This is a genomic window from Ureibacillus chungkukjangi, from assembly GCF_003217295.1.
In the GTDB taxonomy this organism is placed as follows: Bacteria; Bacillota; Bacilli; order Bacillales_A; family Planococcaceae; genus Ureibacillus; species Ureibacillus chungkukjangi.
Genome location: NZ_QJTJ01000002.1, coordinates 290577 through 304607, shown reverse-complemented (window position 1 = coordinate 304607; position 14031 = coordinate 290577). Strand labels below are relative to the sequence as shown.

The following is a 14031-nucleotide window of genomic DNA, read 5'->3' as shown; positions in this document are numbered from 1 at the left end:
AAGATAAATTTTGAAGGTCTTGATGAGGAATTTTCCATCCTTGTTGTCATTCTTTTTGAGAGCGTTAGTAATTTTCCCGTTGGAAGCCATCGTCCGATAGTTTCATCACTTTTTGTAGTTTTCTGCTACCTCTTTAACAAAGAGAAAGTAATCCATTATACATTCCACCTTTGGTCTAAAACAACAAACAATATTTAGATGTTGTATTAGAGATCTAATAAAAGTTTAAAGTAAAAATTATACAACAAATATACATCTAATTATAAACTGTGTAGGGAATTATTTCCACACAACTTTTGTAAAGTTTGTCAAAATGGGGAAGGTTATAAATGTTTATATAGAGCCTTTTTTACTCTGATTTTATAATTATCCATTTATTCGCATGGAATTGGGGATATAATCGTGACAAACAAAACGCCGGATTACTGGTTACTAGCAGAGCAGACAGATGTAGAGCTTCGACCATTCACTTATGATAGTGAAGAGGGCGAGGAGCTTGAGCCGATGGAAATTGATAAGCTGACGATTCTGCCGGGCTCAAGCGAACCAAACTATACAATTATTACAGCTATTGATTTAGCTAATTTTGAAAGCTCTAAAGTAGAAACGAAGGGGTTCTTAGGTGGGAGTACGGCTCTTTATATGTCACAAGAGGCATTATATTTAACAGCTGTGAATTATTTGCCAATCACAACATTTGAAGGGAATGCTTCAACGAAAATCGCTGCAGACATGGCGATAATGCCTATAAGTGCAACTGATACTGACATTTATAAATTTGCTATAGATGGTACCGATGTAGAATTTAAAGCGACTACCTCCATTAAGGGCTCCATACTGAACCAATTTTCGATGGATGAGCATAATGGTTATTTCCGTGTAGCCACAACAGAGGGAAATGCTTTTTTAGAAGGAGATGAACCGACTAAAAACCATTTGTTTATCTATAATGAAAACCTGGAAAAAGTAGGCGAGGTAACAGATCTTGCGAAGGGAGAAAAAATCTATTCTGCAAGGTTTATGGGGGATAAAGCCTATATCGTAACCTTTAAACAGGTCGATCCTTTATTTGTAATCGACCTAAAAAATCCAGAAAAGCCGGTAGTACTAGGCGAATTGAAAATTCCTGGCTTTAGTAATTATCTGCATCCTTTAGATGAAAATCATTTAATAGGGATTGGATATGATACAGAAAATCGAGTAGATGATATCACAAAAGAGCCGTTTACAACAACTACGGGCATTAAAATTTCCTTGTTTGATATAACAGACTACGCTAATCCAAAGGAACAAGATACGGTTGTCATTGGGGGACGCGGTACTCATTCAGAGGTTGAATATAACCATAAAGCCTTATTCAGAAATGAACAAAATAGCTATTTTGGTTTCCCTATCATTGTTTATGAAGGGAAGGGTGAGTATGACGTAGAATACAAAGGCTCAGGTGCAGTTGTATATGAAATTACAGCAGAAAATGGCATTAAATTAAAAAGTGATTTAGTAGTCCCTGCTAAAGAAGGTGAGCAATACGAGGATTGGGATGCGCTAATTTCACGTTTACTTTATATCGATGATACCCTTTACACGGTGTCCAGAGAAGAAGTGAAGAGCTATGATTTGCATAGCTTTAAAGAAATAAGTAGTGTAAAAATAAAATAAAATAAAATAAAACTAAGGCGATGAAAAAGGGTTATTTTTCATCGCTATTTTTCGTTTTAGGGTTGTTTCAAACGAAATAGTTTACAAAATTATCCTAGTTAATTAAAAATAAACAAAAATATGTATTGAGATTAATGAAACTGTTCGATAATATGAGCATGGAGAAAAAAGGAGAATAACGAAAAATTTATGAATAATGAACAACAATATGAATTAGCTCTTGATTGCTTATTATTAGCTGGTCAGCTCATGATGGAAAGTGGAGCCGAAACCTATCGTGTAGAGGATACGATGCTTCGTATGGCTAGGTCACAAAATATTGAAGATGCACAAAGCTATGTGACACCAACGGGGATTATCCTTTCACTAGGTAAAAGACAAATTACTAAAATATCTTCAATTCCAGCAAGGATTACTGATTTGCATAAGATTGCTAAAGTCAATAGCGTCTCTCGTAAGCTTTCAGGACAAATGATTACATTAGAAGAAGCCTATGAAGAGTTAAAGAGAATACAAAAGACAAATTATTTCTTACCTATTCACATACAATTGTTAGCCGCCTCTGTTGCTAGTAGTTGCTTTTTAGTTTTGTTTAATGGGTATTGGTCCGATATGCCTGCTGCCTTTGTAGCAGGGGGAGTGGGGTTTGCTGTGGTAACAATTACACAAGAAATGACGAGGGTAAAATTTTTCTCAGAATTTCTTGCTGCGTTAGTAGTAGGGCTAATTGCTTCTCTTGCAGTTCATTTTGGTTTAGGGATTGAAATGGATAAAATAATTGTTGGTGCAGTAATGCCACTTGTTCCTGGGTTAATCATTACAAATGCAGTTCGAGATTTAATGGCGGGACACTTTACAGCCGGCATTGCAAAAGGGGCTGAAGCATTTTTAACAGCCTTTGCAATTGGTGCTGGCATTGCAGTTATTGTCGCCTTTTAGGAGAGTGGATATGGAGTTAATCATACAATTAATCTTTAGTTTTATATTTACAGCTTGCTTTGGCATAATTTTCAATGCACCGACAAAAGCAATACCTTATTGTGGTTTTGTAGGTGCTATTGGATGGATTATCTATTATATGCTTATACAAATCAATGTAACAGAAGTGCAGGCATCCTTTATAGGGGCCTTTGTTGTAGCGATTGTCGCACAAATTTTTGCCCGCCGTTTTAAAATGCCGATGATTATATTTAATGTGTCGGGGATTATTCCGTTGGTTCCAGGTGGAATCGCTTATAATACTATGCGCAATATTGTGGAGCTAGACTATACTATGGGCATTCAAAATGGGATGAGAGCCTTCATGATTTCTGGTGCCATCGCGATGGGACTCGTGTTTGCCGAGGTTATTATTCAATTAATGATGAAGTTTTTTAAAACCGGTTTAACCTCGATGCAATCCTTTGCCCGTGCAAAGAGGAGATTGAAATAGATCTCTCGATATACAAAAGAAAGGCTACTCTTCGCCGAGTAGCCTTTTTATATAGGTTTATTTAATTGAATTTAATGCTAGCTGAGTTATTATTTTTTCGGATACTGGCTTGCTGATTAAATAGCCTTGAATAGCATCGCAGCCATATTCCTGTAGAAGCTTTTGCTGCTCCTTCGTTTCTACACCCTCAGCAAGTACATTTAAGTTCATGGATTTACCGAATTGAACCATACCGTGAATCAATCGTTGTGTTTTTTCAGACTGAAGAAGAGAGTGAATAAACGTTTGGTCAATTTTTAAAGTTTCAATAGGTAAAAGCTGCATGTAACGGAAGGATGCATAGCCTGTACCGAAGTCATCAAGGATAAAGACAATTCCTTCTTCCTCTAGCTGGCGCATTTGTTTAATAATCGACGTTTCTGCTTCTGCCTCTAATGCAAATTTCTCTGTAATTTCAATTTGTATTAAGTTAGCTGGACAGTTTGTGCTTTCTAAAGTCGATAATATGGATTTGGCCATATTTTTGTCACGGAACTCGCGAACAGATAAGTTAATCGTAACCTTTAAATCAAGACCTGCTTTATGCCATTTCACAGCTTGCTTACAGGCTTCTTCAATCACGAAGGAACCGATGTTATTGATTAGCCCAGTTTCCTCAGCGATAGGAATCAATTCTTCCGGCTTTACTACGCCGATTTCATCGTCTTCCCAACGTACTAATGCTTCAACTGCTAAAAACTTTCCTGTGTGAATATCCACTTGTGGTTGGTAAAATACTTTTAGATTCTGTTGGTCAAGGGCAAGCAATAAGCGTTTTTCGATAATCGATTTACGATTAATCGCTTTATGAGTTGCATTTGATAACGACACAATATTATCTCCACCGGCTTCACGAACGTTGGCAATTGTAGCAAGGGATGCCTTCATAAGGTGAGGGAATGTGGATTGATCCTGAGGAGAGCGGGTAATGCCTCCACTAATGGAAATTGGTACTGCCACATTGCCGGAGTAAATTGGATTTTGTTTTAGATAAGTTAAGAAGCCTTGAGTAAACCATTCCCCAAGAGGTGTAATAACCACAAATTCATGCTCGTTGATGCGGGCCATTTCACTGTCCTGGAAGTAAATCTTCATACGCTTTGTAAATTCGGTAATTAAATTATCTTCTCTTTGACTATTGTGCAGTTCTTTGATTGTGTAATATTTATCGATACTAATATATACGAAAGAGAAGTGACGCTTTTCTTCGATCATATCATTCACTACCTGCTCTAGACGGTGAGCGTTCATAAGGCCGGTTTCAGGGTCGATGTAAGCAATTTTCTCAAGCTGATGCTTCATTTTTCTTTCGTTTGTAATATCTTTTTCAAAAAGAACGAATTCATAGTTTTTCGTAGCTGGTGAGTACGTCGGAATAGCAGTTAAATACACCCAATATGGAGAGCCATCCTTTGTAATCTTTTCTACCTCACCTTCCCAAATTTGACCTGAGTTGATGGTTTTCCAGATAGTATCCGTTACTTTCATGTTGCTTTCATTATCAGGGAACAGCTGCCAGAATGTTTTTCCTAAAACGCGTTTAGGAGTCCAGTGACTAATTGCTAAGAAGTTCGGGTTACAATTGATAATTAGTCCCTCTGCATCCACTGTTACTACCATATATGAAGAGTATAGGCCGTTCATTAAATCCTTTAATCCCTGCATGGAATCATCCATTCGAGTATAGGAATTCTCTAAGATGCAGGTAACTAAAGTAGCGGGTTCATTATTTATAGTGACATTAGATGTGATAATTGTTGAATCAATCATTGTATCTACTTTTGTTAAAAGTTGTGCTTTTTCAAAAAGCAAAGACTCTTTTCCTAGTAGGATGTTTTGGTATGCCTCTGTTGATAGTGAAGATAGTAACCCAGTCTTAATAGCTGAGGGCGTAATCAAAAAGTCCTCCATCTCATAACCAAAATATCTCTTGCTTAAATCGTTCCATATAATTACTTGTCCATCTCGATTTAGTACAAAAGAAGGGAAAGGAGACAAATTCACCAGTGTCTCATCGACAACCATGTTTGTTTTCTCTTGGTTCATTTATTTCTCACTCCTAAATAGCCGTAAATTCATACTATTTATTATAAAGATTTTATGGCAAATAGTCACTATTAAAGTATTGGGAAGTTTTTGTTTATAAAATATGAGGGTAAAAAGTAATGTTAAAAAGATAAAATATGTAATGTAATGAAATTTGTGGACGAATCGTATTGTTTTTAGATGATATAAATGGTTTATATATGTTTAATTAAAAACCGTTGAGACTTAAGGCTTATAAATGCTGTTTTTCTAATTTGTTTGATTCACTTACGACTTTAGGAGGTTGGCAAAATTTAGGGTTTGAGTTATTCTTATATATATTACGGATTACGAAATAAAAGTGAGAATTGACATTGTGATCGCTTTAACAAACAAGAATGGCATCTAGATTTTGGTTTTGTTCATAATGGAATGCGGGTTAGGGGTGTAGGTTTTGAAAACAGTTTTTTCCTATGTAAAGCCGTACAAATGGCCGGCATTATTTGCATTATTTTTAATGTTAACCGAGTTAGTTGTGGAGCTTATTCAGCCACTAATCATTGCCAAAATTATTGATAATGGGATTGTAACAAGGGATATCGGGATAATTGGCTATTGGGGAATTATCCTGCTAGTATTAGCCTTCGCTGCTTTTGCTAGTGGTATTATAAATTCCTATTTTGCGGCACATGTTGCACAAAGCTTTGCCTTTGATTTGCGAAATGCTTTGTTTAGTAAAATTCAATCCTTTACAATGGCAACTTATTTGCGCTTCCCTACATCGGGTCTGATTACTAGACTTACTAGTGATGTACAGCAGGTACAATCAGTCTTATTTATGAGCTTGCGAATAATGCTGCGTGCTCCACTATCTGCACTTGGGAGCTTGGTGATGGCATTTATCGTTAATCCTAAAATGGCGATGTTTTTACTAATTGGTACACCAATTTTAATTGTCTTTTTAGTGTTCATAGCGAAAAAAGGTGTCCATCTATTTAGTGAGGTTCAAAGTAGACTCGATCGTGTAAACCGTGTACTTCAGGAAAATTTACAAGCGATTCGTTTAGTAAAAGCCTATATGCGTGGAAAATATGAAACAGAGCGTTTTGAAAAGGTGTCAACCAATTTGCAGCTTGATACGGTGAAGGCCCTTCGAATTATGGAGCTTATTCAACCGGTACTATTATTTGTCATGAATCTTAGTTTATTAGCGGCACTATGGTATGGCTCAATGGATGTTCGAAACGGGGATGCACAGGTTGGAGAACTAGTAGCAGTTGTCAACTATGCCTTAAGAATGACTGGCTCCTTCTCAATGTTTGCCTTTATCATCATTGCTCTTTCACGTGCAAAGGCTTCCTCAGAACGAATGGAGGAAATCTTACTTATTGAAAAGGGGACAGAGACGTATGAGCCTTCTTCTCGTCCGTTTAACTTAAATTCAGTTAATAATGAAGCAATTCGCTTTGAAAATGTAAGTTTCCAATATCCAAATACGAAAAAGAGTGTTCTCCAGGATATTTCCTTCTCGGTTGAACCAGGTGAAAAACTAGCGATTATGGGAGCAACGGGAGCAGGTAAGTCGTCACTTCTAAACTTACTGCCGAGACTTTATGACACGACTAAGGGTACTATCTATGTCAATGGACGCGCTATTCAGGATTGGTCCTTAGAAGAGCTAAGAGCAATTATGGGTTATGTTCCTCAAAGCTCCATGTTATTTACAGGCACTATCTATGAAAATGTAAGCTGGGGTAAACAGGATGCATCAATGAATGAAGTTGTGCTAGCAACCACAAACGCTCAAATTCACCAAACAGTAGAGAGCTTCCCAAACAGCTATGAAACAAGAGTTGGCCAAAAAGGAGTTAATCTTTCGGGTGGGCAGAAGCAGCGTTTAAGTATAGCGAGAGCTTTAATAAGAAACGCCTCCATCCTTATATTAGATGATAGTACAAGTGCATTGGATGTAAAAACAGAAACTGCCTTCTGGGATGCAATTGAGCAGGAGCGCGCGACAATGCTTGTGGTAACTCAAAAGATTCGAACGGCAAAGGGTGCTGATCGAATTCTACTGCTAGATGAAGGACAGATGATTGGTTATGGAACACACGAAGAACTTCTTGAGACAAATGCTCGTTATAATCAGATTGTTATGTCACAACAAGAGCAAGAGGGTGAAGCGTGATGAAATTCATACGAAAACCGTTTGGCTATGAACCAGTTTTAACAAAGGAAGATCTGAAGGGTCCTGCTATTAAAAAGGAGAAGGGACCTCGAGCGAGCAATTGGAAAAATACATTGCTGCGAATTTGGAAAATTGTTGATGAAAGAAGAGCTTTACTAATTGCTGTTTTACTTTTGGTTGTTGTAAGTTCGGCAATGGCACTTTTAGGTCCATATCTAATTGGTCATATGATTGATGAATATGTATTAAAGCAGCAGTTTGATGGCATGCTTCCGATGATTATTGGGTTAGTATTTATCTATGTTGCATTGGCTCTATCGCTCTTCTTCCAAAACTTCTGGATGATCGGGATTGCTCAAGAAACTATCTATCATATGCGTACGGGAGTGTTTCATCATTTGTTACACCTTCCAGTTACCTTTTTCGATAAGCGACAACACGGTGAATTAATGAGTCGGGCAACAAATGATATCGAAACGGTTAGTGCTACTTTAAATACTTCCTTTATTCAAGTGTTTTCAAGCATATTGACGTTAACAGGTACAGTCATTGTAATGCTAACATTAAGCCCGTTATTAACATTGCTGACGATGCTGATTATTCCTTTAATGCTTATGGCAACTCGTTGGATTACAAAACGAACAGGAAAGCTATTTAAGGAACAGCAGGCTGCGATTGGTGCTTTAAATGGAATGATTGAGGAAACAATTTCTGGTCAACGGGTTGTAAAAGCCTTTTCTCAGGAGGAACGAGTAAAGGACGAATTCCGTGAAAAAAGTGCGAGATATCGCAGAACTGGATTTTGGGCATTTACTTATTCAGGGTTCATCCCTAAAGTTATGAACCTATTAAATAATATCAGCTTTGCGATTATTGCAGGTATCGGTGGAATTCTAGCCTTTAACGGTCATGTATCGATAGGAACCATCGTTATTTTTACGGAGTACTCTCGCCAATTTACGCGTCCATTAAATGATTTAGCAAACCAGATGAATACCGTTTTATCAGCTATTGCAGGGGCAGAGCGTGTATTTTCAATCATGGATGAAACGAAGGAAGAGGACGAAGGGAAAGTAGCTGGTGAGCATAAGCTTTCGGGTGAAGTTGAATTCTGTGATGTTTCATTCAAATATGAATCTGCCGAAGAAGCTTACACTTTAAAAAATGTAAGCTTTAGTGTAAAGCCAGGTCAAACGGCAGCTTTAATAGGAGCTACGGGTGCTGGGAAAACAACGATTATGCAACTGATTTCTCGATTTTACGATGTGGAAAGTGGCGAAGTGCTTTTTGATGGTGTAAATATAAAGGACATTAAAAGGCAAACATTAAGAAACCAAATGGCTTTTGTTTTACAGGATTCGTTCCTGTTCGAGGCAAGTGTCTATGAAAATATTCGATATGGCAGACTAGATGCCACAAATGGAGAGATTATAGAGGCTTGTAAGAAGGCCAATGCCCATGACTTTATTATGAAGCTACCGAATGGCTATGAAACGATTTTAACTGCTGACGGAAGTGAGATCTCTCAAGGACAAAAGCAGCTGCTTTCCATTGCGAGAGCCTTTGTAGCAGATCCGGTCATTTTATTACTAGATGAGGCTACAAGTAGTATCGATACAGTTACAGAGGTGAAGATCCAACAAGCTCTTGAGGAATTGATGAAGGGAAGAACGAGCTTCGTAATCGCCCATCGTCTAAATACGATTCGCAATGCCAATGTTGTATTTGTTATGCAGCAAGGGGAAGTAATGGAATCGGGAACTCAAAAGGAATTAATGGAGCACAATGGTATTTATGCTAATATGCTTAGTCAATCTGGTATTAAATGATTGTACTAGGTAATTACATGTAATTCCTGAAATGACCTTGCGACTGTATGAGGGTTCATCTAAAATGAAAAGCATAAGTTTTAAGAATCGGAGAGTTTTATAAATGAACCTTTCAATTATTACACAGTCGTTTCCGATTGATCCGGAAACTTATAGTGAGATCAAATCATTATGTGAAGCTGCATTGCTATCAGATAATTACAATTATAGTTCTGTTTTAAATTTACAGGATTCTCTTAATTTTAATGTTAAAGGCTTTTTCGTCCTTGCCTATGATAATGAGCAGGATGAGTTGGTAGGCGTAGCGAGTGCTACTGACCAAATAGCGTTAAATACGTATGAATGGGCCATTTTAGTATCTCCAATGTACCGCGATATTGGCTTAGATGAAGCATTATTGAAGGTGATTGGTGATGGCTTGCATCAAAGAGGCGCTGAGGGAGAACTGGCATTAGTAATCGAAAATGATACATCTCGCCGCAAATTTGTAGAGAAGTATGGTTATTCCTATAGTTTTTCAGAAGCAACATTAGAAGCTCAGCCAGAAGAAATGGAATCACTTGAGTCTATTCACATTCGTCCTTATTTAGAGGGTACAGATCAGGAGGCGTTGATTGAAATTTTCAGCAACGCATTTGGTGATTTACGTGAAGAATCTATTGAGCTAATTCACTATAATACGATGTCAGAAGGTAGAGTATTATGGGTTGCTGAATTGGATGGAGAAATCGTTGGGACAGTAACCTCCTCTAAGGATGGAAACGCCCAATCTATTTCGGCATTAGCCGTTCATCCAGATAAACAAGGTCTAGGTATTGGAACGGCTCTGTTAAAGTGGATAAAAGATTTTGCTATGCGAAATGGCGATACAAATGTCATGCTAGACGTCGAGCTAGAAAACGAGCGAGCACTAGCAGTTTATGAAAAAGCTGGATTTATCAAATCAATGCAAGTAGATTACTTTATTTATACAGGTCAGTAAATAGGGGATACCCATAAATCTTAAGTGATTTGTGGGTGTTTTTTTTTGTTAGAGTTGGGGGAGTAAGGTAGAGTGTCCGGTATTTGCGTGAATGTGTCTGGTAAATTAGAAAAATTGTCTGGTAAAATTTAATGTGCACCATAAATCATCAAAATTATCAATCTACATTTAATTCGAAGCCACTCTCCCAACAAGTCGTCATTGAGCATTCTCGTGAATTTGATATAATGAAGGAATGTGAAAAACTATAACAGAGAGGTTAGTTGAATAGATTCATGGAAAATGAAAAAAATATGAGTCCCGCAAAATTAATGTGGAAAATGACTCGACCACATACATTAACGGCGACGTTTGCTCCTGTAATTTTAGGAACAGTAATCGCTTTATTCGATACTCAAATTCATTGGCTATTATTTATCGCTATGATGGTAGCATGTTTAGCGCTACAAATTGCGACAAATTTATTTAATGAATATTACGATTTCAAGCGCGGCTTAGACACTGCTGATTCAGTTGGAATTGGTGGAGGAATCGTGCGTCATGGCTTAAAGCCTAAAAATGTACTAAGTGTAGCGATTCTCCTGTACATTTTAGCTGCTATTATCGGTGTATATATTTGCTCAAGTAGTAGCTGGTGGTTAGTGGTGATTGGATTATTCGGTATGGCAGTAGGTTATTTCTACACAGGCGGACCGATGCCGATTGCTTATACACCATTTGGAGAATTATTTGCTGGAGCGTTAATGGGGACAGGCTTTGTGTTAATTGCTTACTTTATTCAAGCTGGCGATGTATCACTAACTGCATTGTTAATTTCTATTCCAGTGGGGATTTTAGTTGGCGGCATCAATATGGCCAATAATATCCGTGATATTGAAGAGGATACGAAGGGTGGACGCAAAACATTAGCGATTCTTCTTGGGCGAGATAAAGCTGTACTTTCTCTAGCAATTGCCTTTGTTATCTCATATCTATGGATAATTGTTCTAGTGTTCGCTGGCATTGTTAGTCCTTGGGCATTAGTTGTATTACTAAGTGTGAAAAAACCGATTTCCGCAATTCAAGGATTTAAAAAGGGTGAAAAAGAGCCGCAATTTATGCGAATTGCTATGAAATCAACGGCAATCACCAATACACTTTTCTCATTTTTATTATCAATTGGGTTGTTAATAAGCTATTTGTTTTAAAACAAACGTCTCTCTACGAATGTGGGGAGGCGTTTTTAAGTATAGAAGAAAGGGAAATGCTCACAATAACAGCATCACATTTATCAATAGATTGATTTTATCTCGAATTCGAGATAAAATGATAGCAAGATAATCAGAAACGGGGGAAGGGAAATGGCAACTATTTTAGGTCATCATCATATTTCTATGATTTCAAAAAACGCCAAGAAAAATGATGAGTTTTATAGAGAAACACTAGGGTTACGCAGAGTTAAGAAGTCGGTCAATCAGGATGATCCTTCGATGTACCATCTGTTCTTTGGAGACTTAGTCGGAAGTCCTGGAACAGGGTTAACATTCTTTGAAATCCCAATGGTGGGAAGAACTCATAGAGGAACGAATGCAATAACTCTTATCGGACTTTTTGTGCCATCGGTTGATAGTTTAGTTTACTGGAAAAATCGTTTTGAAGAATTGAACGTAAAGCATAATGAAATCTCGCGTTACGCAGGTAGAGAGGCACTTGCCTTCGAGGATCCAGAGGGGCTGCGAATGATTCTATTAAACAGCGATGGGGAAGAGGTTCCAAACTTTTGGACGACTTGGGATAACTCCAATGTACCTATTGAACATCAGATTTTAGGGATGGGTACCATTGAAATAACGGTGAAAAATGCTGGGAAGCTTGTGAAAACATTAACGGAGATTTTTGGTTTTGTTGTGAGGGAACGCAATGAGGAACAAATTCTTCTACAATCAATCGAAGGGCAAGGGTTTGGTGAGATCTTAGTAAAGGAATTAGATGGACCAAGTGAAAAGCCAGGTCGTGGAAGCATACACCATCTAGCGTTACGCGCAAAAGACGACGAGGAATTAGCCTATTGGGATGAACAAGTGAAACAGCGTGGATTCCATTCTTCTGGAGTTGTCGATCGCTTTTACTTTAAGAGTTTATATTTCAGAGAATCAAATGGCATTCTATTTGAAATTGCCACAGATGGTCCAGGATTTACGGTTGATGCAGATGTAAAAACGTTAGGTGAAAAGCTGGATTTACCTCCATTTTTAGAGGAGCGAAGACAGGAAATCGAAAATAGATTAGAGCCATTAGATTAATAGATAAAGGGTAACCTTAACAAAAAGTTAGGGTCACCCTTTTTAATTTAAGCCTTAAATAGCTGATCAATTGCTAGAATTTCATCATTTGTAAGTTGTACATCAAGAGTTTTTAAATTGTTTAGCACCTGCTCGCCGTTTTTAGCACCTGGAATGACAGCCGTTACAGCTTCGTGTGTCAGGTACCATGCTAAAACAACATGAGCAACGTCAACGTCCTTTGCATTGGCAATAGCTCGCAGCTGTTCTACCTTTTCTAAATTAGCTGCAAAAACTTCTTCCTGGAAATAGGGAAGTCTTGTACGGAAATCATTGAAGGTAGATTCCTTAGTATACTTTCCGGTTAGCAGACCTGAAGCTAATGGGAAGTAGGGAATGAAAGAAATATTATTTTGTGTTGTATAAGGGAAGTACGTTGATTCAGCTGCTCGACTAAATAAATTATATTCTCCTTGTACTACATCCACATATCCATCCCTATTTGCTTCTTTTAACTGCTCAGGCGTGAAATTCGAAACCCCTATAGCACGGATTTTCCCCTCATCCTTCAATTGTTTAAGAGCTCCAATTGCTTCATCCTTAGGTGTAGCTTTGTCAGGGTAATGAATATACAATAAATCGATATAATCAGTTTGAAGCCGTTTTAAGCTTTTCTCGACCTCGCTACGTAAAAAGGAGGGAGAGTTATCGATAATTGTTTTTCCATCCACAAACTTTTGTGCAATCTTAGTTCCTATAATAACGTCATTTCTTCTTCCATTTTCCTTCAAAACCTCGGCAATCAATTCCTCTGAACGTTCAGGACCATAACTAAAAGCTGTATCGATAAAGTTCATTCCATTATCAATGGCTGTACGAACCAAATCCTTGCCTACCTCTTCATTTAAATTAGGATATAAATTATGTCCTCCAACAGCATTTGCTCCTAAACCAATAGGGTTAACATGGAGCTCTGATTTTCCAAGCTGAACTTTGTTTAACAAGATGGCATCCTTCTTTCTAAAAGTTTTTATCATCAAGTAGGTCATGGAAGTAGAGTGAGAGATTACAAGTTTAATTTTATATATTTAATACCAATAAATAAACTAATTCGGACTGCTATAAAGTGGTTAAGCTTATGTAATTGTCGATTTTAGTTGATATATGATAGGTATTTAAAATGCTGCAAATAAAGGCTAGTAATTTACCTTGCTGAATTTTTGAGGACGAATAGAGGTTGGTGCTATAACCCGAGGTACCCAAATCTTTGTCAACCTAGGTTGACGATTAGGCGAGTAAGCAGATCGTTATTTGTCGAGAAGATTAATGGAATTTGATATTTTATTGAGAAAGTAATTTGAAATAAAGAAAATTCAAATGAGCTATCCTCAAGTATATTTATTAAAGCACGAGGGTCTGGAATTTATGTCAACCATGGTTGACGATATAGCTATTTCATAAAAATATAGATGTCGATTTAAGGAGGAGGTGTAAAAAGTCTCCTACTATAGCTATTTGAAATAGTCCTTTTTCAAATCAAGGCTAATTAGCGTTTTTCTAATCAGGGGAGGTGCCGAAATCTTTGTCAACCTTGGTTGACGTTTCGGCTATATTAG

General features: G+C 37.5%; 10 protein-coding genes. 8 read left to right on the top strand and 2 right to left on the bottom strand.

Translation table 11 applies throughout. The features are described 5' to 3' along the window. The first annotated feature begins 402 nt into the window (after nucleotides 1-402). The 3 genes from BJ095_RS03310 to BJ095_RS03300 all read left to right on the top strand — a co-directional run bounded on the left by BJ095_RS03310 (nucleotide 403) and on the right by BJ095_RS03300 (nucleotide 3091). Nucleotides 403-1659: a beta-propeller domain-containing protein gene (locus BJ095_RS03310; protein ID WP_181417946.1), complete on the top strand. Its 1257-nt coding sequence runs from the start codon at nucleotides 403-405 to the stop codon at nucleotides 1657-1659. Nucleotides 1660-1848: 189 nt separating this feature from the next. Further along, nucleotides 1849-2598 carry a threonine/serine exporter family protein gene (locus tag BJ095_RS03305; protein ID WP_107931536.1) on the top strand — a complete coding sequence of 250 codons (750 nt, stop codon included), beginning with the start codon at nucleotides 1849-1851 and terminating at the stop codon, nucleotides 2596-2598. 10 nt (nucleotides 2599-2608) lie between these two features. Beyond that, nucleotides 2609-3091, top strand: a complete 483-nt coding sequence (locus tag BJ095_RS03300) for a threonine/serine exporter family protein (RefSeq protein ID WP_107931538.1) — start codon at nucleotides 2609-2611, stop codon at nucleotides 3089-3091. A 57-nt stretch (nucleotides 3092-3148) separates the two neighbouring features. Here the strand turns inward: BJ095_RS03300 and BJ095_RS03295 are convergent, their stop codons facing one another. Next, a complete protein-coding gene (locus tag BJ095_RS03295; RefSeq protein WP_107931540.1) occupies nucleotides 3149-5176 on the bottom strand; it encodes a GGDEF domain-containing phosphodiesterase in 2028 nt (675 codons plus the stop codon). A gap of 433 nt (nucleotides 5177-5609) precedes the next feature. Here BJ095_RS03295 and BJ095_RS03290 point away from each other — a divergent pair, with 433 nt between their 5' ends. From BJ095_RS03290 to BJ095_RS03270, 5 genes are all read left to right on the top strand, one after another. Continuing rightward, nucleotides 5610-7343 (top strand): ABC transporter ATP-binding protein, encoded by a 1734-nt coding sequence (locus BJ095_RS03290; RefSeq protein ID WP_107931542.1) that lies wholly within the window; start codon nucleotides 5610-5612, stop codon nucleotides 7341-7343. Further along, nucleotides 7343-9172, top strand: coding sequence for an ABC transporter ATP-binding protein (locus tag BJ095_RS03285; RefSeq protein ID WP_107931544.1), 1830 nt, complete (start codon nucleotides 7343-7345; stop codon nucleotides 9170-9172). Before BJ095_RS03290 ends, BJ095_RS03285 begins: the two co-directional genes overlap by 1 nt. Before the next feature lie 103 nt (nucleotides 9173-9275). Beyond that, the gene (locus BJ095_RS03280) at nucleotides 9276-10154 is read left to right on the top strand and encodes a GNAT family N-acetyltransferase (RefSeq protein WP_107931546.1); all 879 of its coding nucleotides are present in this window, start codon (nucleotides 9276-9278) and stop codon (nucleotides 10152-10154) included. 275 nt (nucleotides 10155-10429) lie between these two features. Further along, nucleotides 10430-11341, top strand: coding sequence for a 1,4-dihydroxy-2-naphthoate polyprenyltransferase (locus tag BJ095_RS03275; protein ID WP_107931548.1), 912 nt, complete (start codon nucleotides 10430-10432; stop codon nucleotides 11339-11341). A gap of 153 nt (nucleotides 11342-11494) precedes the next feature. Next, a complete protein-coding gene (locus tag BJ095_RS03270) occupies nucleotides 11495-12436 on the top strand; it encodes a ring-cleaving dioxygenase (protein WP_107931550.1) in 942 nt (313 codons plus the stop codon). Nucleotides 12437-12483: 47 nt separating this feature from the next. Here BJ095_RS03270 and BJ095_RS03265 read toward each other — a convergent pair whose 3' ends face one another. Then, on the bottom strand, nucleotides 12484-13419 hold the full coding sequence (locus tag BJ095_RS03265; protein WP_107931552.1) for an aldo/keto reductase: 936 nt from the start codon (nucleotides 13417-13419) through the stop codon (nucleotides 12484-12486). Nucleotides 13420-14031: the final 612 nt, after the last annotated feature.

Bases quoted from the DNA above. Each gene is read 5' to 3' on its own strand.
- BJ095_RS03305 (WP_107931536.1), top strand. From the start codon at position 1,849: ATGAATAATGAACAACAATATGAATTAGCTCTTGATTGCTTATTATTA.
- BJ095_RS03300 (WP_107931538.1), top strand. From the start codon at position 2,609: ATGGAGTTAATCATACAATTAATCTTTAGTTTTATATTTACAGCTTGC.
- BJ095_RS03295 (WP_107931540.1), bottom strand. From the start codon at position 5,176: ATGAACCAAGAGAAAACAAACATGGTTGTCGATGAGACACTGGTGAAT.
- BJ095_RS03285 (WP_107931544.1), top strand. From the start codon at position 7,343: ATGAAATTCATACGAAAACCGTTTGGCTATGAACCAGTTTTAACAAAG.
- BJ095_RS03280 (WP_107931546.1), top strand. From the start codon at position 9,276: ATGAACCTTTCAATTATTACACAGTCGTTTCCGATTGATCCGGAAACT.
- BJ095_RS03275 (WP_107931548.1), top strand. From the start codon at position 10,430: ATGGAAAATGAAAAAAATATGAGTCCCGCAAAATTAATGTGGAAAATG.
- BJ095_RS03270 (WP_107931550.1), top strand. From the start codon at position 11,495: ATGGCAACTATTTTAGGTCATCATCATATTTCTATGATTTCAAAAAAC.